A 24,696-nucleotide genomic window follows, 5' to 3' on the forward strand; every position below is an offset into this window, starting at 1 on the left:
CACCCCCACCTGCGCTTTTGCCACGATGGTCGACATGACGACGACCTCAGCACCCACCGTGGCCACCAGCGCGGTCAGCTTCGAGCGGGTGACCAAGTCCTACGGCGACGTCCGCGCCGTGGACGGCCTCACGCTCGACCTGCGCCCCGGCGAGACGGTGGCGCTCCTCGGCCCCAACGGCGCGGGCAAGTCCTCCACCCTCGATTTGCTGCTCGGCCTGCGGCGCCCGGACAGCGGCACCGTCCGCGTCTTCGGGACGAGCCCGCGCGAGGCGATCGCCGAGGGCCGGGTCGGCGCCATGCTCCAGAGCGGCGGCCTGATGGGCGAGGTCACGGTGCGCGAGCTGGTCGAGCTGGCCTGCGCCCTGCACCCGAGGCGCCACCGCGTGAGCGACGTGCTCGCCCGCGCGGGGATCACCGAGATCGCTGGCCGCAAGGTCGACAAGCTCTCCGGCGGCCAGGAGCAGCGGGTGCGCTTCGCGCTCGCCACGGCCGGCGCGAACGACCTCATCGTCCTGGACGAGCCGACCACCGGCATGGACGTCACCGCCCGCCAGGCCTTCTGGGCCACCATGCGGGAGCAGGCGGACCAGGGCCGCGCGGTCCTGTTCGCCACGCACTACCTGGAGGAGGCCGACGCGATCGCCGACCGCGTCCTCGTCCTGCACCGCGGCCGCCTCCTCGCCGACGGCACCGCCGCCGAGATCAAGGCGAAGGCGGGCGCCCGCAAGGTCTCCTTCGACCTCGCGGAGATCGACGCCGACCTGGCCGCCCGGCTCCGGGAACTGCCGTTCCTGACCTCGCTGGACGTCGCCGGGCGCACGGTCCGCCTCCAGTCCACCGACGCCGACGCGACCGTGCACGCGCTGTACGGGCTCGGCGTCTACCCCTACAACCTCGAAGTCGCCGGTCTGGGCCTGGAGCAGGCCTTCGTGGCGATCACCGCGGCCGAGGAGGCCGCGTCGCAATGCTGAACACCTTGACGTCGTGGGCCCTGGTCCGGCTGGAGATCACCCGCGCCCTGCGCAACCGCAAATTCCTCTTCTTCTCCGTCATCTATCCCTCGCTGCTGTTCCTGATCATCGCGGGCAGCCAGAGCGGCTCGGACCAGGTCGACGACGGCTCGGGTCTGTCCCTGCCCGCGTATCTGATGGTCTCGATGGCGTCCTTCGGCGCCCTCACCGCCGTACTGATGGGCAACAGCGAGCGCATCGCCAAGGAGCGGGAGAGCGGCTGGGTGCGGCAGCTGCGCCTGACGACGCTGCCCGGCCGCGGCTACGTCCTCGCCAAGACGGCGAGCGCGGCCGTGGTCAGCCTGCCGTCCATCGTCGTGGTCTTCGTCGTCGCCGCGGTCTTCAAGGACGTCCGCTTCGAGGCCTGGCAGTGGCTGGCGCTGACCGCCGCCATCTGGGCGGGCAGCCTCTGCTTCGCGGCGCTCGGCGTGGCCATCGGCTATCTCGCCACCGGTGACGCGGTCCGTCCGATCACGATGATCGTCTACTTCGGGCTCTCGCTCCTCGGCGGCCTGTGGATGCCCACGACGACCTTCCCGCAGTGGCTGCGGGAGGTCGCGTCCTGGCTGCCGACCCGCGCGTACGCCGCCCTCGGACAGGCCATCGAGGCGGGCGGCGCCCCGCACGCGAAGGACGTCGCCCTGCTGGTCGCCTACTTCCTCCTCTTCGCGGGCGGCGCGGCGTGGCTGTACCGGAAGGACACACTGAAGGCGTGAGCGAGACCCCCCGCGCCGAGAACACGCGCGCCATCGACCGCCTCGAAGAGGCCCACCCGCTGTACACCTTCGGCCAGCCCGTCCGGGACCGCCGCCAGATCCTCGCCAAGTCCCTGTGGATCGGCATCTGGCTGGTCTTCCTGGCGAGCCCCGTGCGGGACCTGCTGACGGCGGAGCGCGGCGCCGCGGCCACGGCGCTGGGCTCGCTGGGCCTGACGGTCTTCGTGGTCTGCTACCTCTCGCTCGTCTTCCGGTACACCTCACGGGTGCTCGACTGGGGCCGGGTGCACGGCTGGCTGGCGGCGCAGTTCGCCCTCGCGGTGGTCCTCGCGTTCAGCTTCGGCACCAACTGGCTGGGCCTCTTCGTCTACGTCTCCGTGGCCGCGGGCGCGGTGCTGCCGGTGCGCCAGGCGGCCTGGACCATCCTCGCGGTCACCGCCGCGCTGATCGGGGTGGGCCTGCGCACCGACAACCTCCAGGACCTCCTCGGCAACCTCGCGGTGCTCAACGTCCTCATCGGCTTCGCGATGAGCGGCGTACGGCAGTTGGTGCGTACGGCGATCCAGCTCCGCCAGGCACGGGCCACCGTCGCCCAGCTCGCCGCCAACGAGGAGCGGCTGCGGCTGGCCCGGGACCTGCACGACCTGCTCGGCCACTCGCTCTCCCTGATCACGCTCAAGAGCGAACTGGCCGGGCGGATGCTCCCCGACCACCCCGACAAGGCCGCCCAGCAGGTCGCCGACATCGAACAGGTCAGCCGCCAGGCCCTGGTGGACGTGCGCGAGGCCGTCTCCGGATACCGCAGGCGCACCCTGGCCGGCGAGCTGGCGGGGGCCCGCACCGCGCTGACCGCCGCGGGCATCGAGGCGGACGTCCCGCTCCAGGTCCCCGCCGAACTGCCCGGCGAGGACGGCGAGGCGGCGCTCGCCTGGGCGCTGCGGGAGGCCGTGACCAACGTCGTGCGGCACAGCGGCGCCGGACGCTGCACGGTGGCGTTCACGGCCCGTCAGACCCTCACGGGGCCGCTCCTGGAACTTTCTGTGGAGGACGACGGCGTGGGCGGCTCGGGCGCGGCCGCGGGCAACGGCCTGACGGGCCTGGCGGAGCGGGTGCAGGCGGTCGGCGGCGCCCTGGAGACGGGTCCGGCGGGCCGCCGGGGCTTCCGCCTCGCGGCCCGCGTCCCGCTGGCCGGGGCGACCGTAGGATCGCCCTCATGACCAGCGAGGACGGCCACGCGGTGGCAGGGGACGGGAGCGCGACGATCAGGGTGCTCCTCGCCGAGGACCAGTCGATGGTCCGCGAGGCCCTCGCGGCGCTGCTCGGCCTGGAGCCGGACATCGAGGTGGTCGCCCAGGCGGCCCGCGGCGACGAGGTGCTCGCGGCGGCCCGCGCCCACGACGTGGACGTGGCGCTGCTCGACATCGAGATGCCCGGCTGCACGGGCATCGAGGCGGCGGCCCAACTGCACGCCGCCTGCCCCGAGGTGAAGATCGTGATCCTCACGACGTTCGGCCGCCCCGGCTACCTGCGCAGCGCCATGGAGTCCGGCGCCGACGCTTTCCTGGTCAAGGACGCCCCGGCCGCCCAGCTCGCGGCGGCGGTGCGCAAGGTCCTCGCGGGGGAGCGGGTCATCGACCCGACGCTGGCGGCGGCCGCCCTCGCGGAGGGCGCGAACCCCCTCACCGACCGCGAGCGCGAGGTGCTGCGGGCCGCGGCCGGCGGGGCCACCAACGCCGAGCTGGCCGCCGCCCTGCACCTCTCCCAGGGCACGGTCCGCAACTACCTCTCGACCGCCATACAGAAGCTCGCCGTCCGCAACCGCGCGGAGGCGGTCAGGACAGCCCGCGACAAGGGCTGGCTCTGACGGAAGGCGGCCCGGTCCAGTCCGGTCAGTTCAGCATGGCCCTTGCCGCCCGCGCCTGCTGGCGGACGCGCTCCGCCGTGGTCGGCTCCACGGCCGTCACCACGTCCGCGTACTCGTCCAGCTCGGCCGCGCCGCCCAGGAAGTCGCCCCGCTGGACGAGGAGTTGGGCGCGTTCGTAACGCAGCCGCGCCGGGTGCGCGGGCAGCAGCAGGGAGAGGTCGAGGGCCCACAGCGCGACCTCCGAGCGCTCGGGGCGCGCGGCCGCCCAGGCGCGGATGTTGTTCAGGATGCGCTGCACGATGTTCAGCGGGTCGGCGGGCGTCAGCATCGACGGCTGGATGCCGGTGCCCGCGGTCCCCGCCACCAGCAGCTCCGCGTCCTGCCCGGTCAGCAGCCGCCCGCCGTCGAAGGGGTCGGCGAGCACCTGGTCGTCGCGCGGCCCGAAGCCGACCACGAAGTGGCCCGGCAGCGCCACCCCGTACACCGGGGCGCCCGCGCGCCGCGCCACCTCCATCCACACCACGGAGAGCAGGATCGGCAGCCCCCTGCGGCGCCGCAGCACCTGGTGCAGCAGGGACGACTCCAGCCGCTGGTAGTCGCCCGGCCGCCCCTCGAACCCGCGCCGCTCGCCGAGGAGTTCGGCCATCGCGAGGGCCCACGCGCGCGGGCCGCCGGGCCGGAAGGGCAGCAGCCCCGCGAGCCGGTCCAGCTCGATCTCGGCGGCGTCGATGCCCGCCTCGTCCAGGGCGGGGTCGGCCTCCGCGCCGATCAGCAGGCACAGCAGGGCGAGTCCGGGCCGTTCGGACCGTGCCTCTTCGGCGAACCGCCGCCGCCATTCGCCGGACTCCGCGTGCATACGTGCCTCGTGTCTCATGCCCTCGCCGGGCTGCTTTCCGTGCCGTGCCGTTCTGCCGCCGGACCGTCCCGCTCCCTCGGGTCCCGCGTCGCGCCGGACCGTCCCGCTCAGGCCCCGCCGTGCCGGTAGTGGTGATAGGCGTGATGTGCCGCGAAGCCCATCCGGCCGTACAGCGACCGCGCGCCGTCGTTGCCGTCCTCGACCTGGAGCCAGGCCGCCGACGCGCCGTCGGACAGGGCCTGTCGGGCCAGCGCGGTCATCACCGCGGTGGCGAGCCCCTGCCGCCGGTGCTCCGGGTCCACCTCCACCGCCATGAACCCGGCCCAGCGCCCGTCCACCACGCACCGCCCGATCGCGGCCGTGGAGTCACCGCTCCCGGGCACGGAAGCGAACCACACCGAGGGCCCGCTCGCCAGCACCTTGGCCACATGAGGCGCCAACTCCCCTGCCCGCCCGTACCGTCGGAGCCACGCCTGATCGCAGGACCGGGACAGGTCTACGCGCGACACGTCCACGTCCAGATCGGCGACCGGCGCGAGGGCCCCGATGTGCAGCTCGGCGCTCACCTCGCGCTCCCACCCGCGCGCCTCCAACTCGGCGCACAGCAGCTTCTGCGTGCCCTCGGCGCCGGTCGCGGTCTGGACGTAGGGGGGCAGGTGGCGCGCCGCGTACCACTGGCGTACGTACGTCAGGGCCTCGTCCAGCGACCGTCCCGGATCGCCCAGCGGCAGCACCGAGTTGGCGCGCCGCGTGAAGCCGGAGGCGGCCCGCAGCTCCCAGTCGCCGAGCCGCTCGCTCTCCACCGGCCGCCAGGCCCGCGCGGTGACCCGGGCCAGCTCCGCGTACGAGGCGGCGGGCCCCCGGCGGCGCGCCGGCGCGGACGGCACCACCTTGCCCGCGACCAGCGAGCGTTCCGGAATGCGGACGCTCGCACCGTCCCGTCGTGTGATGAGCACCACACCATCGGTCCACGATGTGAGAACACCAACCGTGTCGGTGTACTTACCGCCAGGTGATGACGTCTCACTCAGGCGTCGGACGGAGACGCGTTTTCCCACGTCAGCAGGGGTGATGCGGACCTCAAGCCGTCCGCCCGCAGTGAATTCCACAGCTCTGTACGCCCCTCCTGTTCGGATCATGCCCGGGAACGGAGATACTAGGGGCGGGCATCGACGACGCCGCGCTCCCGCGCGCCAGGCGAGCGGAGCCTGAGGACGGCCCGCCAACGCCCGTATCGAGGAGGAACGACAGCGTGACCTACGTCATCGCGCAGCCTTGTGTCGACGTCAAGGACAAGGCGTGCATCGAGGAGTGCCCGGTCGACTGCATTTACGAGGGCTCCCGGTCCTTGTACATCCACCCGGACGAATGCGTCGACTGTGGTGCCTGCGAACCGGTCTGCCCGGTCGAGGCGATCTTCTACGAGGACGACACTCCCGAGGAGTGGAAGGACTACTACAAGGCGAACGTCGAGTTCTTCGACGAGCTGGGTTCGCCCGGTGGCGCGAGCAAGCTCGGCCTGATCGAGCGCGACCACGCCTTCATCGCCGCACTGCCGCCGCAGAACCAGTAACGGCAGCCTGAGCACCGCCCCGGTCCCGTACGGCACGTCCCGCGTACGGGACCGAGGTGTTTCCGCGGGGGCGCGCGAGCCGCCCCCGACGTAACAAGCGCACCACGGGAGTGAGCACGTGTCCGCAGTCTCCGATCGGCTTCCCGCCTTCCCCTGGGACAAGCTGGAGCCCTACAAGGCCACGGCGGCCGCGCACCCGGGCGGCATCGTCGACCTGTCCGTCGGCACGCCGGTCGACCCGGTCCCCGAGCTGATCCAGAAGGCTCTGGTCGCCGCCGCCGACTCGCCGGGCTATCCGACGGTGTGGGGCACCGCGGAACTGCGTGACGCGATCACCGGCTGGTGCGAGCGGCGCCTGGGCGCGCGGGGCATCACGCACCGCGAGGTCCTGCCGGTCGTCGGCTCCAAGGAGCTGGTGGCGTGGCTCCCGACGCAGCTGGGCCTCGGCCCCGGTGACGTCGTCGCCCACCCCCGCCTCGCCTACCCCACGTACGAGGTGGGCGCCCGGCTCGCCCGCGCCGACCATGTGGTCTACGACGAACCGACGGACCTCGACCCCACCCGCCTCAAGCTCCTGTGGCTCAACTCGCCCTCGAACCCGACCGGCCGGGTCCTCACGCGCGAGGAGCTGACCCGCACCGTCGCCTGGGCGCGCGAGCACGGCGTGCTGCTGGTCAGCGACGAGTGCTACCTGGAACTGGGCTGGGAGGCCGACCCGGTCTCGGTGCTGCACCCGGACGTCTGCGGCGGCTCGTACGAGGGCATCGTCGCCGTCCACTCGCTCTCCAAGCGGTCGAACCTCGCGGGGTACCGCGCCGCGTTCATCGCCGGTGACGCGGCTGTCCTCGGCGACCTGCTGCAGATCCGCAAGCACGGCGGGATGATGACCTCCGCGCCGACCCAGGCCGCCGTCGTCGCGGCGCTCGGGGACGACGAGCACGTGCGCGAGCAGCGTGAGCGGTACGCGGCCCGGCGCGCCGCCCTGCGCGACGCCCTCCTGAAGCACGGCTTCCGCATCGAGCACAGCGAGGCGAGCCTGTATCTGTGGGCGACGCGCGAGGAGTCCTGCTGGGACACCGTCGGCCACCTCGCCGAGCGCGGCATCCTGGTGGCCCCCGGCGACTTCTACGGCCCGGCGGGCGACCGCTTCGTGCGCGTGGCGCTGACGGCGACGGACGAGCGGGTGGCCGCGGCGGTCGAGCGCCTGGGCTGAGATCCCCTCGGGTGGTCGCACATCCGGACATGACGCGGGGCCCGGAGCCGATGGCTCCGGGCCCCGCGTCAGGACGGCCGGGTGATCAGCCGAGCGGCAGGCCCTGGGTCGGCAGGCCGCCCTTGGCCACCGCGTCGGTGGGCAGGCCGGCGCCGGTGGCCGTGCCCGCCGTCTCGCCGATCACCTCGCCGGCGCTGCCCGCGACCTCACCGGCGGCCTTCTGCGCGGCGGGGGTGGCGGTCTTGGCGCTCTTGCCGACGACCTTGCCCGCGGTCGGGACGCCCTTCTTCACGGCCTTGCTTCCGGTGTCACCGGCGACCTTGGTGGTCTTCTGGGCGGCGCTGTCGACGGTGTTGCCGAGGCCGGCACCGTCCATCGCGGTCAGCCCGCCCAGGTCGGGGGCGGCAGGCAGGCCAACGGCGCTCGCGGAGCCGGCCGCACCGACCACGGAAGCTGCGCCTGCTGCGCTGAGCAGCGCGGCGCGGGCGATCCGGCGGGTCAGGGGGAGGGACATGATGCTCCTTCAGACGGGGAGAGAACGTTGGGGTGTCCGGCCGGATCGGCTCCGGTCTCCCACCGGATGGCTTCCGGCGATCGGACACAGTGACTACCGCTCGAAGTCCGCGAAGGTTGCGGTGGGCCGACGTAAAGAGTTGGCAATGCGTCGCATTATCGGCTCTGGATAAAAACGGGCAAAAAGCTCGCGCTGCCGAAGTGCTGCCGAAACCTTCATCCCCTTGGCCCGCAAGGACTGTGCGAATGCCGTGACAGGATTCCGGGACATCCGGGCCGCGCGTCGCCCCGCCGTGATCGCCACCCCCCGAACGGGTGACCGGCCGCACTACTGCCCAGTGACGATTCGGACCTCGTCCGCGGCGCCGCCGGGCCCCGCGGCCCCTTCCCGGCGCACCGTGCGCCACGTCCCGGAGTCCGTGGCGCGCCACTCCCGGCCGCCGTACACGACGCGTTCGACCCGCAGCGCCGAGGCCTGCGCCACCGCCCAGTGCGCCAGCTCCCAGCCGCGCTGGGGCGCCCTGCCGTCGGCGGCGGCCGTCGCGGGCACCGGGACCGTCACCGTGCGCCCCCGGGCGTCGGGCCGCACCTCGCGGCCGAAGTCGCGCACGAGCGCGGCCCGCACCGCCGCCGGGCCACCGGGGTCCGTGCCCGGCCGGCCCTCGCAGGTGAACGTGGCGGGCGCGCGGCCGGTCAGCGCGGCGGCGAGCAGCACGGCGTCCGGCTCGTGCTTGGCGTAGGCCTGCGGGTAACCGCTGCGCTGCACGCGCTGCGCGGCGACCGTCAGCGGCAGCCGCGAATACCCCGGGACCTCGGCGAGGTGCTCGTAGAAACGCCCCGCCGAGTACGCCGGGTCCATGATCTGGCGCTCATCGCCCCAGCCCTGCGTGGGCCGCTGCTGGAAGAGGCCGAGCGAATCCCGGTCGCCGTGCCGGATGTTGCGCAGCCCCGACTCCTGGAGGGCGGTCGCCAGGGCGATGGTCACGGCGCGCTCGGGCATGCCGCGCGAGGTGCCGACGGCGGCGACCGTCGCCGCGTTCCGCGCCTGCTCCGCCGAGAACTCGTACGAGGCGCCGTCGTCGTTCGCCGACACCACCGTGCACCGGGGGGCGGGCTTGCCCCCGTACACGAACTGCACCGCCACATAGGCCGCCACGGCGAGCAGCACGAGGACCGCGACCGTGCGGCGGGGGAGGCGGCCGCGCCGGAGGAGGAGGGTGGGGGGCTCAGGCACGCGTCCAAGGTACTGGAGCCCGCCGACAGGCCGACGCGCCGGGGAGTCCGGCTGGCGCTAGGGTTTTCCGCATGCCTCACACCCCGCTTGACCTCACGCTGGACGCCGCCGAGCTGACCGCCCGGCTCGTCGACTTCCCGTCCCCGAGCGGCTCGGAGAAGGACCTCGCCGACGCCATCGAGACGGCGCTGCGCGGCCTTTCGCACCTCACGGTCGACCGGTACGGCAACAACGTGGTGGCCCGCACGAACCTCGGCCGCGCGGAGCGGGTCGTCCTCGCCGGGCACATCGACACGGTGCCGATCGCCGACAACCCTCCCAATGTGCCGTCCCGGCTCGACGAGGACGGCGTCCTGTGGGGCTGCGGCACCTGTGACATGAAGTCGGGCGTCGCCGTCCAGTTGCGCATCGCCCAGACGGTGACCGAGCCCAACCGCGACCTCACCTTCGTCTTCTACGACAACGAGGAAGTGGCCGCCCACCTCAACGGCCTCGGGCACGTCGCCGAGGCCCATCCCGACTGGCTGGCGAGCGACTTCGCGGTCCTCCTGGAGCCCACCGACGGCCAGGTCGAGGGCGGCTGCCAGGGCACCCTGCGGGTCCTGCTGAAGACCAGGGGCGTACGGGCGCACTCCGCGCGCGCGTGGATGGGCGCCAACGCCATCCACGCGGCCGGCCCGATCCTGGCGAAGCTCGCCGCGTACGAACCGCGCAAGCCGGTCGTCGAGGGCCTGGAGTTCCACGAGGGCCTCAACGCCGTCCGCATCGAGGGCGGCGTCGCCACCAACGTCATCCCCGACGAGTGCACCGTCACCGTCAACTTCCGCTACGCGCCCGACCGCACCGAGGAGGAGGCCGTCGCCTTCGTACGGGACTACTTCGCGGACTGCGGCGTCGACGAGTTCATCGTCGACGACCACACCGGCCCGGCCCGCCCGGGTCTCACCCACCCGGCGGCCGCCGCGTTCATGGCGGCCGTCGGCGGCGAGGCCCGCCCCAAGTTCGGCTGGACGGACGTGTCCCGCTTCAGCGCGCTCGGGGTGCCCGCCGTCAACTTCAGCCCCGGTGACCCGCTGCTCGCCCACAAGATCGACGAGCGTGTGAAGGCCTCGCTGATCCCCGAGGCGGAGGAGCGGCTCCGGAACTGGCTGACGTCGTAGGCGGCTCCCGGGCTCCTTCGAAGCGGCTGCCGGGCGGCCTCGGGGCCGGTCGTCCCGTCGTCCCTCGGGCGTAACCCGCGTGGATCTACGCTGTGAGTCACGCACGCATGGAGGGAGCAGACGATGACAAGTCCCGACAACGGTGGTGCCCCCGCTGCCAGGAAGCGTCCCGAGGAGCAGCGGCTCGGCCCGGTGCTGCGCCGGCGCGACAAGGTCCAGGCAGGCACCACCGATCAGCGTCTCCTCGACTCCGCCGGCCCGTCCGAGTGGGTGCACACCGACCCCTGGCGGGTCCTGCGCATCCAGTCGGAGTTCATCGAAGGTTTCGGCACCCTCGCCGAACTCCCGCCCGCCATCAGCGTCTTCGGCTCGGCGCGCACACCGGTGGACTCACCGGAGTACACGGCGGGGGTCGAGATCGGCAGGGCACTCGTGGAGGCCGGCTTCGCCGTCATCACGGGCGGCGGTCCCGGCGCCATGCAGGCCGCCAACCAGGGCGCGGTCGAGGCGAAGGGCACCTCGGTCGGCCTCGGCATCGAGCTGCCCTTCGAGCAGGGCCTGAACCCCTATGTCGACATCGGCGTGAACTTCCGCTACTTCTTCGTCCGCAAGACGATGTTCGTGAAGTACGCACAGGGGTTCGTGGTGCTGCCCGGCGGCCTCGGCACCCTCGACGAGCTGTTCGAGGCGCTCACCCTCGTCCAGACCCGCAAGGTGACGCGCTTCCCGATCGTCCTCTTCGGCTCGCAGTACTGGAACGGCCTGATCGACTGGCTGAAGAACACGGTCATCGCCCAGGGCAAGGCCTCGGAGGCGGATTTGCTGCTCTTCCACGTCACGGATGACGTGGAGGAGGCGATCTCCTTGGTGACGAAGGAAGTCGGGAAGTAGCCGCCCGCAGGGAAGTTCGGAGCCGGCCCCCGGTGGTTTAGCCCTGGCCCCCGGCAGTTCAGCCTTGGCCTCCGGCGGTTCAGCCCTGGCCTCCGGTGGTTCAGTCCGGGCCCCGGCGGTTCAGCGCCGGGGCCCGGGGTGGTTCTTCAGGCGGGGGCTCGTGGGCCGTTGCCGGGGGCCGGGGCGGTTCTTCAGGCCGGGGCTCGCCGGGCCGCTTCCGGGGGCCGGGGCGGCGGTTCCTGGGGCCAGGGCTCGCGGGCGGCTGCCGGGGGCTAGGCGCGGTTCTTCAGGCCGGGCCTCGCCGGGCCACCGCCGAAGGCTGGTGGCCAGTGGCCCGCCGTCGCCACCATGAGCCGTTCCTTCATGCCGCGCTCGCCCCACTCTGCGTCGGGGTGCCTGCGGGCTTCGCGTGGCTGTGCCGGGCCGTCCGACCGGTCGGGGCCGGGGCGGTTCCTCGGGCCGGGCCGCGCGGGCCGCTGCCGGGGCTGGGGCGGTTTCTGCGCCCAGGCCTCGCCTGGCCACCGCCCGGGGGTCGGTGGCCCGCGATCGTCGCCACCATGACCCGCTCTTCGGGCCGTCCTCGCACCACTCGGTGCCGGGGCTGCGGGGTTCGCGCGGCTGTGCCGGGCCGTCCAGGCCGGTCGGGGCCGGGGCGGGCCGTCAGGCTGGGCCTGCCGGTCCGCCGTCGGGGGTCCTCAGGCCAGGCCGCGCCTGGCCACCGCCGGGGGCCGGTGGCCCGCGATCGTTGCCACCATGTCGAGCACCTGCTTCGTCTCCGCGACCTCGTGCACGCGGTAGACCTGCGCGCCCAGCCAGGCCGAGACCGCCGTCGTCGCCAGGGTGCCGAGCACGCGTTCCTTGACGGGCTTGTCCAGGGTCTCGCCCACGAAGTCCTTGTTGGACAGGGAGACCAGCACCGGCCAGCCCGTCTCCACCATCTCGCCGAGTCTGCGGGTGGCTTCGAGGCTGTGCCGGGTGTTCTTGCCGAAGTCGTGCCCGGGGTCGATCAGCACCGACTCGCGCGGGACGCCCAGCTCGACCGCCCGCTCGGCGAGGCCCACCGTCACGCGCAGGATGTCGGCCATCACATCGTCGTACGTGACGCGGTGCGGCCTCGTGCGCGGCTCGGCGCCGCCCGCGTGCGTGCACACCAGCCCGGCCCCGTACCGCGCGGCGACCTCCGCGAGCCGGGGGTCGACACCGCCCCAGGCGTCGTTGAGCAGGTCGGCGCCCGCCTCGCAGACCGCCTCGCCGACGTCGTGCCGCCAGGTGTCGACGCTGATCACCACATCGGGGAACCGCCTGCGCACCTCGGCGACGAAGCCGACCGTGCGACGCGCCTCCTCCTCGGCCGTCACCTCCTCGCCGGGGCCCGCCTTGACCCCGCCGATGTCGATGACGGCGGCGCCCTCGGCCACCGCCTGCTCCACCCGGGCGAGCGCGGGCTCGTCGCGGAACGTGGCGCCCTGGTCGTAGAAGGAGTCCGGGGTCCGGTTGACGATCGCCATGATCACCGGCTCGTGCGCGTCGAACTCGCGCCTGCCAAGCCTGAGCATCCCCTGTGGCCCTCCTGGGTCCTCGTCACGTTCGGCCGCCTGCGACCTTAACTGTCACTGCCGCATGGCACGATCGGACCCTGACAGTTTCAGCACGGGCAGTCGAGCGTGGGGGCCTGACGACATGGTCTTGTTCTTGTTCCTGGTCATCGCCCTCGTGGTGGTGGTCGGTGCGGTGACCCTCGCCGTGGTCGGGGGCGGCGAGAGCGCGGCCCTGCCCGAAGCCGCGCCCGAGCGGTTCACCGACCCGCTGCCCGTCGACCGGCCGCTGCGCCGGGCCGACGTCGACGCGGTCCGCTTCCCGACGACCCTGCGCGGCTATCACATGGGCGAGGTGGACGACGTGCTCGGCCGCGTCGGCGCCGAGCTGGCCGAGCGGGACGCCCGCATCGCCGAGCTGGAGGCGGCCCTCGCCGGCGCCCAGGCCAAGGCGGTCGCGGGCCCCGCCCTCCTCGAGGGGTACGACCGGGGCCCGCGCGAGGCGGCCGCCGGCGACAAGGCCGAGGGCACCGCCCAGGCGCAGCACCAGAAGGGCGACGACGGCCGGTGAGCACCGAGATCGAAAGCGGCGCGGTCCCGGGCCCGGACGGCGCCCTGCGCTGCCCCTGGGGCCTGTCCACCGAGGACTACATCGCGTACCACGACGACGAGTGGGGCCGCCCGGTCCACGGCGACGACGCGCTCTACGAACGGCTCTGCCTGGAGGCCTTCCAGTCCGGCCTCTCCTGGATCACGATCCTGCGCCGCCGCGAGGGCTTCCGGGCCGCCTTCGCCGACTTCAAGATCGCTTCGGTCGCGGAGTTCACCGACGAGGACCGCGAGCGGCTCCTCGCCGACCCGGGGATCATCCGCAACCGTGCCAAGATCGACGCGACCCTCGCCAACGCGCGCGTGCTCGCCGACTGGCCCGAGGGCGAACTGGACGCCCTGATCTGGTCGTTCGCGCCGGACCCCGCCTCGCGTCCGGCCCCCAGGGCGCTGTCCGACGTGCCGGCGATCACACCGGAGTCCACCGCGCTGTCCAAGGCCCTCAAGAAGCGCGGCATCCGCTTCGTCGGCCCCACCACGGCGTACGCCCTCATGCAGGCCTGCGGTCTGGTCGACGACCACCTCGCGGACTGCGTGGCCCGCGAGGCGTCGCGCGGGACCTCCGCGGGCTAACGGCCCAGGTACTTCGGCTTCTCCTTGGCGATGAAGGCCTGGACGGCGATCGTGTGGTCCTGCGACGCGCCCGCCCGGCCCTGGAGTTCGTCCTCCTTGTCCAGCGCCTCGTCCAGGGAGTGGGAGGCGGCGTAGGCGAGGGACTCCTTGAGCGCCGCGTAGGCGAGGGTCGGACCCTCGGCCAGGGCGCGGGCCACCTTCGCGGCCTCGGCGGCCAGCTCGTCGGCGGGCACGACCTTGTTGGCGATGCCCAGGTCGTACGCCTCTTGGGCGCTGATGTTGCGCGGGAAGAGCAGCAGGTCGGCGGCGCGGCCGGGGCCGATCACGCGCGGCAGCGTCCAGGAGACGCCCGAGTCGGCGGTCAGGGCGACCCCGGCGAAGGAGGTGTTGAACGCGGCGGTGTCCGCGACCACGCGGTAGTCGGCGGCGAGCGCGAAGCCGAGGCCCGCGCCGGCGGCGACGCCGTTCACCCCGGCCACGACCGGCTTCGGCATGCCCGTCAGCGCCCGCACGATGGGGTTGTAGTGCTCCCTGACCGTGCTCATGGTCTGCCCGGTGCCCGCCTCACGGTCCGCCGCGAGGGAGCCGATGTGCTCCTTGAGGTCCTGCCCGACGCAGAAGGCGCGCCCGGTCGCGGTGAGCAGAACGGCGCGCACGGCGGCGTCCCCGGCGGCCGACCGCGCGGCCTCCCGCAGGGCGACCTTGGCCTCCGCGTTCATGGCGTTCATCGCCTCGGGACGGTTGATCGTGATCGTCGCGAGTCCGTCGCTCACCTCGTAGAGCACGCTGTCGGCCATGGTGTTCCCCTCCGTCGGTCCAATACGTGGACTTCAGCATGACGGAGATCATCGGGCTCCGGCATGAGGCCGGATATGTGACCTGCGTCAAAGAATTTCGGGTCTGTGAGGCGTATGGGGCGGCGAAGTATCGCAGCCACATCGGCGAATTGGGTGGTTTTGCGGGCGCGCGTTGCGCAAGCGATGCCGACCGATGTTGGTCATCGGGTCCCGCCATGCGGGATAATGACCTGGAAGCAATGTGTTCGATGCCGGTGACACCTGGGTTGTCGGCTGCGATGAGCTGGTTTCAGGAAGGGGAACGAGCATGGCGGCCATGAAGCCGCGGACGGGCGACGGCCCGCTCGAGGTGACCAAGGAGGGGCGGGGCATCGTCATGCGCGTTCCGCTCGAAGGCGGCGGACGACTTGTCGTCGAACTGACTCCGGACGAGGCCGACGCACTCGGCGACGCTCTGAAGAAGGTCGTCGGCTGACGCGCAAGCGCCACACTTTTTCACTGCCCCGGACCGGCCACGCCGACCCGGGGCAGTGCTGCGTCCGGCCCCAAAAGAAGCCGGCAGCCCCGAAAGCGTCGCGGGGAACTGCGCGCCGAGCCATGGACGGGCCCCGAAAGGGGCGCGGGGAACTGCGCGACCAGCCACAACCCACCCGCACCCGACAAACCACAGAAGCCACCCCCGGCGCCCCCGACCAGGCAGCACAGCCAACCGCCCAAGGCCAGCGCAGCGCTACCGCTTGACGGCGCAGAGCAGCCCGTCCCCCACCGGCAACAGCGAAGTAACCAGCTCCGGACTCTCCCGCACCGTCCGCAAAAGCTCCCGCAGATGCAGCACCTCGACCGGCTGCGGCCCGGAATCCACGGTCCTGCCGTCCGCGAAGGCACCCTCGAAACACACGAGACCGCCCGGCCTCAGCAGACGCAACGATTCAGCGAGGTACTCCAGGGACTCCACGCGGTCGCCGTCGCAGAACACGAGGTCGTAACCGCCGTCGGCGAGGCGCGGCAGGACATCCAGGGCCCGCCCCGGAATGAAGCGCGCGCGGTTGCCCGCGAACCCGGCGGCGCGGAAGGCCTGACGGGCGAACTGCTGGCGGTCCGGCTCCGGGTCGACCGTGGTCAGCACACCATCGGGCCGCATGCCGTGCAGCAGGTGAATCCCCGAGACTCCCGTGCCGGTGCCGATCTCGGCCACCGCTTTCGCGTCAACCGTGGCGGCGAGCATCCGCAGCGCGGCGCCGGTGCCGGGGGACACCGAGGGCAGCCCTGCCTCCCGGGCCCGGTCCCGGGCCCAGCGCACCGCCTCGTCCTCGGCGACAAACGCGTCGGCGAACGCCCAGCTCGTCTGCCGGTTGCCGGTAATGGCCCTCTCCTGTCCCCGTGGTTGCCTGGCCGTGACTGTATCCGTTGGGGCCGGGAACCCGCAGATGGGACCGCGCGTTTACAGGGGGTGGGAAGACAGCGGGGGGCACGGATGGACCGGGACCGGAAGCGGGCGCGTCGAAGCGGCAGGACAGCCGCGGCGAAGCCCGTACCAAATTCACGTAAAAACGCTTATCCGGAGCTAACGGGCGAGGTGGTTATGGTAGGGGCTCCACTGGACACCACCAGAGCCGACAGGGGAGGTGCGGCTGCGTCCGCAGATCGGGGAGGAGCGCTCCGGCGTTTTCTCGGATGGGCGGGTGAGCCGAAATCCGTGACCGACACCGCTGACCGCATCCGTGCCAACGACTCCGCTCAGACCGCGACCTTTGCCGCTGACGCGGAATCGCAGGCGTGGACTCCGCCCACCTGGGAGGAGATCGTCAGCACGCACAGCGGCCGCGTATACCGCCTGGCGTATCGCCTGACCGGCAATCAGCACGACGCCGAGGACCTCACCCAAGAAGTCTTCGTCCGTGTCTTCCGGTCCCTCTCGACCTACACCCCCGGCACGTTCGAGGGCTGGCTGCACCGCATCACCACGAACCTCTTCCTGGACATGGTGCGCCGCAAGCAGCGCATCCGCTTCGACGCCCTCGGGGACGACGCCGCGGAGCGCCTGCCGAGCCGCGAGCCGTCGCCCCAGCAGGTGTTCAACGACACGCACTTCGACGCGGACGTCCAGCAGGCGCTCGACACCCTCGCGCCCGAGTTCCGCGCCGCCGTGGTCCTCTGCGACATCGAGGGCCTTTCGTACGAGGAGATCGCCGCCACCCTCGGCGTGAAGCTCGGCACCGTCCGCAGCCGTATCCACCGGGGCCGTTCGCAGCTGCGCAAGGCCCTCCAGCACCGCTCTCCCGAGGCCCGCGCCGAGCGTCGTTCGCTCGCGGTCACGGGGGCTCTGGCGCTGGGAGGAGGGGGCGCGACCGCGTGAGTGGATCACGGTCGAATCCTGCCGAGCGGCATCTGGCCGAGGCCGAGCAGCATCTGGGGGACCGACTTGCCGCCCTGGTGGACGGCGAGTTGGGCCATGACGCGCGCGAGCGCGTCCTCGCACATCTGGCCACGTGTCCGATGTGCAAGACCGAGGCCGACGCCCAGCGTCGCCTGAAGAGCGTCTTCGCGCAGGCGGCGCCGCCGCCGCCGTCCGAGAGTTTCCTCGCCCGCCTCCAAGGCCTTCCGGCGGGCGGCACGGAGCCACCCGAGGACCCCGGACGGCCCGGTGAGGGGGGCGGCTTCGCCACCGGGTCCACCGGTTCAGCCGGCCTGCCGAGGACCGGCCTCTTCGGCATGCCCACCGAGCCCTTCATGAGGTACGCCCCTTCCGGCGCCCACGCCGCGGTGCTGCCCGGCACGGGCCGCGGTTTCCGCATCCACGACGTCACCCGGCATGACGGTGACCGCTCGCTCTGGCGCGGACGGCGCTTCGCGTTCGCCGCGGCGGGCGCGGTGTCGCTGGCCGCCATCGCGCTCGGCGGGGTCACCGCGGGCGTCCCCACCGACACGGGCGACCCGAGGGCCGGCGGTGCCAAGGCCAACAGCAATGTGACGCCCCAGCGGGCCCAGGGCTCAGGGGTCGCCGCGACCCCCGACTCCCTCCGGCGCCGCGGCGCGGGCAACCCGCTGTCGGCCCAGGGCCAGCGTCCCGGCGCCCTCTCCGCCCCGGTCGCCCCGACCGAGGCGACGGGCCCCCTGCTGCCCGGGACCGCGCGACCGCCCCGCACCCACGACGCGGTGTACGGACTGACGGCGCCGATGCTGGCGGGCGCCGCCACGATCTCCCCGCTGATACGCCCGCCGCAGCCGGACCACCGGCCCCTGGCTGCGCCCGGCCTCGCCCGGCCGCCCGCGGTGGGGCCCGTCGGCACGGCTGCGGACCCGCTGGAGACCACCGCCACCACCGACTCCGCCACGGCCGCCACGCCCCCGGGCTCGGGGCCTCTGCTGGGCGCCTCGCGGGGTTACTGAAGCGGCGGCCGAAGGGACGGTGCCCTGCGCTTCGGTGGGGGAACCTGGTTGAATCTCGGTGGGCCGTGCTTGCCGGGGGACTTGGCGGGCGCGGGATTCGAGCATCTAATCGGCGTCCGCCGCGGGCCAGTTGTGGGGAGAGCATGGACGAGGGCAGGCCCACGAAGGCCAAGTGGTGGAGCCGCCCCCGGCAGGAGTCGCCGGGGACCACGCAGCAGCCGCCCTCGGCGGAGGCGGAGCAGCCCGCCGCCGGGCACACCGGAGCCTTCGCGCAGGGCCCGGCCCCGCAGCAGACGGCCGCCCCGCAACCAAGCGGGCCCCAGGCCGAGCAGCGCCCCGCCGTTCCCGCGCAGAGCACCCCCGCCACAGGCACGGCACTGCCCGCCGAAGCCGCCCCGCCCCCGCAGGCCGAGCGGCCCCGCCCCCTGCACGACCCCGACCCGTACAGCACCCCGCCGTACGGCGAACCGGGCCCGTGGGCCCCCGCGCCCCCGGTCCAGCACCCGGCCGCGACCCCGGCCCACGGCACCACGCTCCCGGCGACCTCCCCGACCGGCACGCCCCCGCACGGCACGCCCGGCCAGCCCCCGATGCAGGCCGGTACGCCTCCGCACGGCACGCCCGGCCAGCCCCCGATGCAGGCCGGTACGCCTCCGCACGGCACGCCCGGCCACGCCTCGACGCAGAGCGGCACGCCCGCCCCGGCACCGACGTATGGCGGCACGCCTCCGCACGGCACCCCGGGCCAAGCCCCGATGCCGGGCGGCACCCCCGCTCCAGCGCCGACGTACGGCGGCACGCCCCCGCACGGCACCCCAGCCCCCGCTCCGATGCACGGGACCACGCCGCCCCCGCCCGGCGGAACCACCCCCGCCCCCTACGGAAGCGCCCCGCGCGCCCAGGCCCCGCAGCACGCCGAAGCCCCCGCGCCGCCCCACGCCCAGGCCCCGCAGCACCCCCAGGCGCCCACCCCGCACGGCCAGGCCCCGGCCCCGCACGCCCAAGCCCTCGCCGCGTCCCACGCTCCGCAGCCCCAGATCGCTCACGGAGTGCCCCGGCAGGCGTACGACCCCTGGAATCAGCCGCTCCAGCAGATCGGCTCGCTGCCTCCGGAGACGCGGGAGGGGCAGCGCAGGCGAGGCAGGCGGCTCCTCGTCCTCGGCGTCGCCCTCATCGCGCTGGTGTCCGGCCTCATCGGCGGTGCTCTCGGCTCGTACCTGGAGCGCAACGGCGTCGACGAGGTCGAACTCCCGCAGACCGGCGCGGAGTCCGCCGACCGCCCCAAGGGCAGCGTGGCCGGTATCGCCGCCGCGGCCCTGCCCGGCGTCGTGACCCTGCACGTCAGCGGCGACTCGGCGCAGGGCACCGGCACCGGATTCGTCCTCGACCGCAAGGGCCACATCCTCACCAACAACCACGTCGTCGAGCCCGCGGGCACCGGCGGCGAGATATCGGTGACCTTCAGCGGCGGCGACACCGCCGAGGCCAAGGTGATCGGCCGCGACTCCGGTTACGACCTCGCGGTCGTCAAGGTCTCCAACGTGCGGGGGCTGAAGCCCCTGCCCCTCGGCAACTCCGAGAACGTCCAGGTCGGCGACCCCGTCGTGGCGATCGGCGCCCCCTTCGACCTGGCGAACACGGTGACCTCCGGGATCATCAGCGCCAAGGAGCGGCCCATCACCGCGGGCGGCGAGAAGGGCGACGGCAGCGACGTCAGTTACGTCGACGCGCTCCAGACGGACGCCCCCATCAACCCGGGCAATTCGGGTGGCCCGCTGGTCGACGCCAAGGCGCGCGTCATCGGCATCAACAGCGCCATCCGCTCGGCCGGCGACGGCTCGGACATGAAGGGCGGCCAGGCCGGCTCCATCGGCCTGGGCTTCGCCATCCCCATCAACCAGGGCAAGCGCGTCGCCGAAGAGCTGATCAACTTCGGCAAGGCGACGCACCCCGTGATCGGCGTCACGCTCGACACCCGGTTCACCGGCGACGGCGCCCGTATCGCCGACAAGGGGAAGGACGGCGGCCCCGCGGTCAACGCCGGCGGCCCCGGCGACAAGGCGGGCCTCAAGCCGGGCGACGTCATCACCGAGGTGGACGGCGCCCCGGTGCACTCCAGCGACGAACTGATCGTCAAGGTCCGCGCCCACCGACCCAAGGACCGCCTGGACCTGACCATCGAGCGCGGCGGCCAGGACCGCGAGGTCACCCTGGTGCTCGGCTCGGCGGACGGCGACTGAGCGCAGCGGCCGGGCCGCTGGGCCGAGGTCCGGCCGCACGGGTCCGGCCATGTCCGCCCCGGGTTGTGGCGCAGCGGCTACCGGACAGACATGAGCGGCGGGTACCGTGGTCACGGTCCAGACCTCGGACGACGACCTGTTGCGGGCTGAGGACATCGCAAGGAGCTCTAGGTGTTCAATGACATTGGCGCACTCGAGATAGTGACGCTGGTCGTCCTCGCCGTGCTCATCTTCGGCCCCGACAAGCTGCCGAAGGTCATCCAGGACATCTCCCGCACGATCCGCAAGATCCGCGAGTTCTCGGACAGCGCGAAGGCGGACATCCGCGAGGAGCTGGGCCCGGAGTTCAAGGACTTCGAGTTCGAGGACCTGAACCCCAAGAAGTTCATCCGCAAACAGCTCGACAACGACGAGCTGGGGCTCAAGGAGATCCGCAACGGCTTCGACCTGAAGAAGGAGATGAACGAGGTCGCGGACGCCGTCCACGGCCGCGACAGCGACTTCTCCGACACCTCTTCGGGAGCCGCCGCCACCTCCTCGGCAGGGGCCCGCGTGGACATGCGGAAGAAGTCCCCCGAGCCCCGGACGCTCGACTCCGCCGACCGTCCGCCGTTCGACGCGGACGCCACCTAAGGGATCGCCTGAACCGCCGCCGCCGACCGGTGTGGCTATCCTGCCTTGTTGTCCGGCGTGAGGACGCCCGAGGGGGGCGGGCCGCTCCGGGCAGACGAGAGCGAGGAGGCGGCCGGGTACATGGAGACGACAAGTCGCGTAGGCGCGCAGGCGCCGGCCGCGGACGGCACCGCACAAGCGGTGCCCTCCGCCCGGCGCACGGTCGACGGCTACCTGCTGGCGCCCTTCCCCTGGTACGGCCTGGACGAGGCCTTCACGGGGCAGCGCTGGCTGATGCAGGTCGGCGCGACGGCGGACGGTTCCGTGGAGCACGGGTCGATCGGCCACGGCGACGAGCCGTCGGTCCGCGCCGAGGGCAGCCTCGGCAACAGCGACAAGGAGCGCTTCGCGGTGGTGGTGACCGTCGCGGCCAACCCCGTGCGGCGCAGCGCGGACGGCACCGGCCTGCTGGAGGCCACCTCGGTCTCCTCGGCGGCCTGGCTCGCCGGCGTCGGCCTGCTGTCCTACACCTGGCCGGGCCAGATGGACCACAGCCTGCGCGACGACTGGCTGGACCAGCAGACGGAGACGGCGTGGGTCCTCGCGGACGACCTGGAGGGCTCCGACTGGTCGACGCTCTCGCTGCCGGTGGACGGGGTGCCGACGCGCTTCCACTACCGCGAGTCGGAGTACGGGTGGGTCCTCGCCGGCTCCACGGAGCAGGGCGTCCACCTGGGGGCGTACGGGCGCGGCATGAGCGCGTACGGACTCGGCTTCGCCGTCATCCAGGACATCGGGGCGTACGCCTGACGCCCCGCGGGGCGCGTGGTCGGCTGCGCGCCGGTCGTGGCTGGTCGCGCAGTTCCCCGCGCCCCTGACGGGGGGCGCCCCTACGGGAGCGGGCTCAGAACTTGTTGCGGGGGGTGATCCCCAGCGACATGCCCGACAGGCCGCGCTGGCGGCCGCCCAGCTTGCCCGCGATGGTGCGCAGCGCCGAACCGGCGGGGGACTCCGGGTCCGTCAGGACGACCGGCTTGCCCTCGTCGCCGCCCTCGCGCAGGCGGACGTCGATCGGGATGGAGCCGAGGACCGGCACCGTGGCGCCCGTCGTCTTCGTGAGGCCCTCGGCGACCTTCTGGCCGCCGCCCGTGCCGAACACGTCGACCATCTCGTCGCAGTGCGGGCAGGGCAGCCCCGACATGTTCTCGACGACGCCCACGATCTTCTGGTGGGTCTGTACGGCGATGGAACCGGCTCGCTCGGCGACCTCGGCCGCCGCCTGCTGAGGCGTCGTCACGACGAGGATCTCGGCGTTCGGCACCAGCTGCGCCACGGAGATCGCGATGTCGCCGGTGCCCGGCGGCAGGTCGAGGAGCAGCACGTCGAGGTCGCCCCAGAAGACGTCCGCGAGGAACTGCTGGAGGGCGCGGTGCAGCATCGGGCCGCGCCACACCACCGGGGCGTTGCCCGGCGTGAACATGCCGATGGAGATGACCTTCACGCCATGTGCCGACGGCGGCATGATCATGTTCTCGACCTGGGTGGGCTTGCCGTCGGCGCCCAGCATGCGCGGCACGGAGTGGCCGTAGATGTCCGCGTCCACGACGCCGACCTTCAGGCCGTCCGCCGCCATCGCGGCCGCGAGGTTCACCGTCACCGAGGACTTGCCGACGCCGCCCTTGCCGGACGCGACCGCGTAGACGCGGGTGAGGGAGCCCGGCTTGGCGAAGGGCACCTCGCGCTCGGCCGTGGTGCCGCGCAGCGCGGCGGCCAGCTCCTTGCGCTGCTCGTCGCTCATCACGTCGAGGGTGACGTCGACGCGCGTGACGCCCTCGACGGCGCCGACCGCGTCGGTGACGTTCTCGATGATCGTCTCGCGCATCGGGCAGCCGGAGACCGTCAGGTACACGGTGACCGCCACCGTCCCGTCGGCGCCGATGTCCACCGATTTGACCATCCCCAACTCGGTGATGGGTCGCTGGATCTCGGGGTCGTTCACCGTCGCCAGTGCTTCACGCACCGCGTCTTCCGTAGCCATAGACCCGATAGTACGGCGCGGTAACCCCGCCCGGGGAAGGGCCGTCAGCGGTCGCCTGCGTCACGCTGCCCGTGCCGCTGCTCCTCCAGCTCCTTGACCAGGTCCTGGAGCTCGGAGCGCATCCAGTCGCGGGTGGCCACCTCGCCGAGGCCCATGCGCAGCGAGGCGATCTCCCGGGTGAGGTATTCGGTGTCCGCGATCGACCGCTCGTTCTGTTTGCGGTCCTGTTCGAGGTTGACGCGGTCGCGGTCGTCCTGGCGGTTCTGCGCGAGGAGGATCAGCGGAGCGGCGTACGACGCCTGGAGGGAGAGCATCAGCGTGAGGAAGATGAACGGGTACTCGTCGAAGCGCAGGTGGGCCGGGGCCGAGACGTTCCACACCACCCACAGGATGATGACGACCGTCATCCAGACGATGAACCTGCCGGTGCCCAGGAACCGCGCGATCCGCTCCGAGAGCCGTCCGAACGCCTCCGGGTCGTAGTCGGGCAGCAGTTTGGGCCGCGGGGTGCGCGGCTGGTCGAGGCGGAACCGGTGGCTCCGGGGCTCGGCGCGGTTCTCGCGCTCCCGGTCAGCCGCCGCCATGGTCCGCTCCCTCCTCCTCCAGATGGAACTCCGTCTCCCGCCAGTCGTCGGGCAGCATGTGGTCCAGTACGTCGTCCACGGTGACCGCGCCGAGCAGCGCGCCGCCCTCGTCGACGACGGGCGCGGCCACCATGTCGTACGCCGCGAAGAACCCGGCGACGGTGGGCAGCGTGGCGCCCGGGGCGAGGGGTTGCAGGTCATCGTCGAGGATCGAGCCGACGAGCGTGTACGGCGGGTCGCGCAGCAGCCGCTGGAAGTGCACGGTGCCCAGGTACTTGCCGGTCGGTGTCTCGTCGGGCGGCCGGCACACGTACACCTGGGCGGCGAGCGCGGGGGAGAGGTCCTCCTTGCGGACGCGGGCGAGGGCGTCGGCGACCGTCGCGTCGGGGCGCAGCACGATCGGCTCGGTCGTCATCAGACCGCCGGCCGTGCGCTCCTCGTAGGCCATCAGGCGCCGCACGTCGGCCGCGTCGGCCGGCTGCATCAGGGTGAGCAGGCGCTCCTTGTCGTCCTCGGGCAGCTCGGCGAGGAGGTCGGCGGCGTCGTCGGGGTCCATGGCCTCCAGGACGTCGGCGGCGCGTTCCTCCTTGAGCTTGCCGAGGATCTCGATCTGGTCGTCCTCGGGCAGCTCTTCGAGGACGTCGGCGAGCCGGTCGTCGTCGAGGGCGGCGGCCACCTCGGCCCGCCGCTTGGGCGACAGGTGGTGCAGCACGTTGGCGAGGTCGGCGGGGCGCAGCTGTTCGAAGGTGGCCAGCAGGTTCTCCGCGCCCTGCCCGTGCTCCTCCAGGGAGAAGCCGTCGACGGCGGACCAGTCGACGGTGAGCGTCTCGCCCTTGCGCCGGAACGTGCCGCCCTTCCCCTTGCGGACGAAGACCCGGTCGATCTCCCAGTCGCGGCGGGCCGGCAGCTGCCGCACCGACACGTCGAGGACGGTGACCTCCTCGCCGGTCTCCACCAGGTGGACCCGGCGGTCGAGCATCTCGCCGAGGACCAGCCGCTCGGTGGGCCGCTGTTCGAAGCGCCGTACGTTCAGCACGCCGGTGGTGATGACCTGGCCCGACTCGATGCCGGTGACGCGGGTCATGGGCAGGAAGATGCGGCGCCGGGTGGCCAGCTCGACGACGAGGCCGAGCAGCCGCGGGGGCTTGCGGCCGACGCGCAGTATCGTCACCAGGTCGCGCACCCGCCCGACCTGGTCACCGTTCGGGTCGAAGACGGGGATGCCGGAGAGGTGCGAGACGAAGACCCGGGGGGCGCCTGCCGCCATGCGCGCGCCTCCTTCTCGC

At 72.9% G+C, this 24,696-nt stretch carries 27 protein-coding genes; 17 read left to right on the plus strand and 10 right to left on the minus strand.

The genetic code is table 11. From position 1 onward, the window contains the following. Positions 1-34 precede the first annotated feature (34 nt). From J2N69_RS24240 to J2N69_RS24255, 4 genes are read left to right on the plus strand one after another with little or no spacing between them, the layout of a single operon-like run. Positions 35-973, plus strand: a complete 939-nt coding sequence (locus tag J2N69_RS24240) for an ABC transporter ATP-binding protein (RefSeq protein ID WP_127909475.1) — start codon at positions 35-37, stop codon at positions 971-973. After that, positions 967-1,728: an ABC transporter permease gene (locus J2N69_RS24245; protein ID WP_230902614.1), complete on the plus strand. Its 762-nt coding sequence runs from the start codon at positions 967-969 to the stop codon at positions 1,726-1,728. The genes J2N69_RS24240 and J2N69_RS24245 overlap by 7 nt, the downstream gene beginning before the upstream one ends. Next, positions 1,725-2,945 carry a sensor histidine kinase gene (locus J2N69_RS24250; protein ID WP_408056786.1) on the plus strand — a complete coding sequence of 407 codons (1,221 nt, stop codon included), beginning with the start codon at positions 1,725-1,727 and terminating at the stop codon, positions 2,943-2,945. Before J2N69_RS24245 ends, J2N69_RS24250 begins: the two co-directional genes overlap by 4 nt. Then, the gene (locus tag J2N69_RS24255; protein WP_230902615.1) at positions 2,942-3,592 is read left to right on the plus strand and encodes a response regulator transcription factor; all 651 of its coding nucleotides are present in this window, start codon (positions 2,942-2,944) and stop codon (positions 3,590-3,592) included. The genes J2N69_RS24250 and J2N69_RS24255 overlap by 4 nt, the downstream gene beginning before the upstream one ends. 25 nt (positions 3,593-3,617) lie before the next feature. Here J2N69_RS24255 and J2N69_RS24260 read toward each other — a convergent pair whose 3' ends face one another. Beyond that, positions 3,618-4,466 carry a transglutaminase family protein gene (locus tag J2N69_RS24260; protein ID WP_230902616.1) on the minus strand — a complete coding sequence of 283 codons (849 nt, stop codon included), beginning with the start codon at positions 4,464-4,466 and terminating at the stop codon, positions 3,618-3,620. Between the two features lie 89 nt (positions 4,467-4,555). Further along, positions 4,556-5,557, minus strand: a complete 1,002-nt coding sequence (locus J2N69_RS24265; protein ID WP_230902617.1) for a GNAT family N-acetyltransferase — start codon at positions 5,555-5,557, stop codon at positions 4,556-4,558. 143 nt (positions 5,558-5,700) lie between these two features. Between J2N69_RS24265 and fdxA the strand changes: the two genes are divergently transcribed. Together fdxA and J2N69_RS24275 are read left to right on the plus strand one after the other, a co-directional pair. After that, positions 5,701-6,021, plus strand: a complete 321-nt coding sequence (gene fdxA, locus J2N69_RS24270) for a ferredoxin (protein WP_030573070.1) — start codon at positions 5,701-5,703, stop codon at positions 6,019-6,021. A 118-nt stretch (positions 6,022-6,139) separates the two neighbouring features. Continuing rightward, positions 6,140-7,234 carry a bifunctional succinyldiaminopimelate transaminase/glutamate-prephenate aminotransferase gene (locus J2N69_RS24275; protein ID WP_230902618.1) on the plus strand — a complete coding sequence of 365 codons (1,095 nt, stop codon included), beginning with the start codon at positions 6,140-6,142 and terminating at the stop codon, positions 7,232-7,234. An 85-nt stretch (positions 7,235-7,319) separates the two neighbouring features. On the opposite strand, the gene J2N69_RS24280 is transcribed toward J2N69_RS24275, so the two are convergent. Together J2N69_RS24280 and J2N69_RS24285 are read right to left on the minus strand one after the other, a co-directional pair. After that, a complete protein-coding gene (locus J2N69_RS24280; protein ID WP_230902619.1) occupies positions 7,320-7,748 on the minus strand; it encodes an ATP-binding protein in 429 nt (142 codons plus the stop codon). Between the two features lie 327 nt (positions 7,749-8,075). Further along, positions 8,076-8,981: a VldE C-terminal domain-containing protein gene (locus J2N69_RS24285; RefSeq protein ID WP_230902620.1), complete on the minus strand. Its 906-nt coding sequence runs from the start codon at positions 8,979-8,981 to the stop codon at positions 8,076-8,078. A gap of 71 nt (positions 8,982-9,052) precedes the next feature. On the opposite strand from J2N69_RS24285, the gene dapE reads away from it, so the two are divergent. Both dapE and J2N69_RS24295 read left to right on the plus strand, forming a co-directional pair. Next, complete coding sequence (gene dapE / locus J2N69_RS24290; protein ID WP_230902621.1) at positions 9,053-10,141, plus strand: succinyl-diaminopimelate desuccinylase; 1,089 nt, start codon at positions 9,053-9,055, stop codon at positions 10,139-10,141. Positions 10,142-10,264: 123 nt separating this feature from the next. After that, the gene (locus J2N69_RS24295) at positions 10,265-11,032 is read left to right on the plus strand and encodes an LOG family protein (RefSeq protein ID WP_230902622.1); all 768 of its coding nucleotides are present in this window, start codon (positions 10,265-10,267) and stop codon (positions 11,030-11,032) included. Positions 11,033-11,727: 695 nt separating this feature from the next. Here J2N69_RS24295 and folP read toward each other — a convergent pair. Continuing rightward, positions 11,728-12,588 (minus strand): dihydropteroate synthase, encoded by an 861-nt coding sequence (gene folP, locus J2N69_RS24300; protein ID WP_230902623.1) that lies wholly within the window; start codon positions 12,586-12,588, stop codon positions 11,728-11,730. Positions 12,589-12,712: 124 nt separating this feature from the next. Here folP and J2N69_RS24305 point away from each other — a divergent pair, with 124 nt between their 5' ends. Both J2N69_RS24305 and J2N69_RS24310 read left to right on the plus strand, forming a co-directional pair. Further along, positions 12,713-13,138: a DivIVA domain-containing protein gene (locus J2N69_RS24305; protein ID WP_230902624.1), complete on the plus strand. Its 426-nt coding sequence runs from the start codon at positions 12,713-12,715 to the stop codon at positions 13,136-13,138. A gap of 8 nt (positions 13,139-13,146) precedes the next feature. Beyond that, on the plus strand, positions 13,147-13,749 hold the full coding sequence (locus J2N69_RS24310; protein WP_272595888.1) for a DNA-3-methyladenine glycosylase I: 603 nt from the start codon (positions 13,147-13,149) through the stop codon (positions 13,747-13,749). Here J2N69_RS24310 and chcB read toward each other — a convergent pair. Continuing rightward, positions 13,746-14,546 carry a 2-cyclohexenylcarbonyl CoA isomerase gene (gene chcB / locus J2N69_RS24315; RefSeq protein WP_230902625.1) on the minus strand — a complete coding sequence of 267 codons (801 nt, stop codon included), beginning with the start codon at positions 14,544-14,546 and terminating at the stop codon, positions 13,746-13,748. The two genes, J2N69_RS24310 and chcB, sit on opposite strands and share 4 nt — an antisense overlap. 38 nt (positions 14,547-14,584) lie before the next feature. On the opposite strand from chcB, the gene J2N69_RS24320 reads away from it, so the two are divergent. Together J2N69_RS24320 and J2N69_RS24325 are read left to right on the plus strand one after the other, a co-directional pair. Further along, a complete protein-coding gene (locus tag J2N69_RS24320; protein WP_230902626.1) occupies positions 14,585-14,866 on the plus strand; it encodes a hypothetical protein in 282 nt (93 codons plus the stop codon). Continuing rightward, positions 14,854-15,021, plus strand: a complete 168-nt coding sequence (locus tag J2N69_RS24325) for a DUF3117 domain-containing protein (RefSeq protein ID WP_003966491.1) — start codon at positions 14,854-14,856, stop codon at positions 15,019-15,021. Before J2N69_RS24320 ends, J2N69_RS24325 begins: the two co-directional genes overlap by 13 nt. A 255-nt stretch (positions 15,022-15,276) precedes the next feature. Here the strand turns inward: J2N69_RS24325 and J2N69_RS24330 are convergent, their stop codons facing one another. Continuing rightward, on the minus strand, positions 15,277-15,975 hold the full coding sequence (locus J2N69_RS24330; RefSeq protein WP_230904852.1) for an O-methyltransferase: 699 nt from the start codon (positions 15,973-15,975) through the stop codon (positions 15,277-15,279). 153 nt (positions 15,976-16,128) lie between these two features. On the opposite strand from J2N69_RS24330, the gene sigE reads away from it, so the two are divergent. The 5 genes from sigE (at position 16,129) to J2N69_RS24355 (ending at position 21,598) form a co-directional block, all read left to right on the plus strand. Next, entirely contained in the window at positions 16,129-16,902 is a 774-nt protein-coding gene (gene sigE, locus J2N69_RS24335) for an RNA polymerase sigma factor SigE (protein WP_205039785.1), read from the plus strand. After that, positions 16,899-17,936 (plus strand): anti-sigma factor family protein, encoded by a 1,038-nt coding sequence (locus J2N69_RS24340; RefSeq protein ID WP_230902627.1) that lies wholly within the window; start codon positions 16,899-16,901, stop codon positions 17,934-17,936. Before sigE ends, J2N69_RS24340 begins: the two co-directional genes overlap by 4 nt. Before the next feature lie 143 nt (positions 17,937-18,079). Then, entirely contained in the window at positions 18,080-20,176 is a 2,097-nt protein-coding gene (locus tag J2N69_RS24345; RefSeq protein ID WP_230902628.1) for a S1C family serine protease, read from the plus strand. Between the two features lie 171 nt (positions 20,177-20,347). Continuing rightward, positions 20,348-20,809: a sec-independent translocase gene (locus J2N69_RS24350; protein WP_230902629.1), complete on the plus strand. Its 462-nt coding sequence runs from the start codon at positions 20,348-20,350 to the stop codon at positions 20,807-20,809. A gap of 120 nt (positions 20,810-20,929) precedes the next feature. Continuing rightward, entirely contained in the window at positions 20,930-21,598 is a 669-nt protein-coding gene (locus tag J2N69_RS24355) for a hypothetical protein (RefSeq protein ID WP_230902630.1), read from the plus strand. Positions 21,599-21,692: 94 nt separating this feature from the next. Here J2N69_RS24355 and J2N69_RS24360 read toward each other — a convergent pair whose 3' ends face one another. From J2N69_RS24360 to J2N69_RS24370, 3 genes are read right to left on the minus strand one after another with little or no spacing between them, the layout of a single operon-like run. Further along, positions 21,693-22,826: an Mrp/NBP35 family ATP-binding protein gene (locus tag J2N69_RS24360; RefSeq protein WP_230902631.1), complete on the minus strand. Its 1,134-nt coding sequence runs from the start codon at positions 22,824-22,826 to the stop codon at positions 21,693-21,695. Between the two features lie 44 nt (positions 22,827-22,870). After that, positions 22,871-23,410, minus strand: coding sequence for a DUF1003 domain-containing protein (locus tag J2N69_RS24365; RefSeq protein ID WP_127912417.1), 540 nt, complete (start codon positions 23,408-23,410; stop codon positions 22,871-22,873). Continuing rightward, positions 23,397-24,677 carry a magnesium transporter MgtE N-terminal domain-containing protein gene (locus J2N69_RS24370; RefSeq protein WP_230902632.1) on the minus strand — a complete coding sequence of 427 codons (1,281 nt, stop codon included), beginning with the start codon at positions 24,675-24,677 and terminating at the stop codon, positions 23,397-23,399. The genes J2N69_RS24365 and J2N69_RS24370 overlap by 14 nt, the downstream gene beginning before the upstream one ends. Positions 24,678-24,696 lie beyond the last annotated feature (19 nt).

It is taken from the genome of Streptomyces huasconensis, from assembly GCF_021028635.1.
GTDB lineage: Bacteria > Actinomycetota > Actinomycetes > Streptomycetales > Streptomycetaceae > Streptomyces > Streptomyces huasconensis.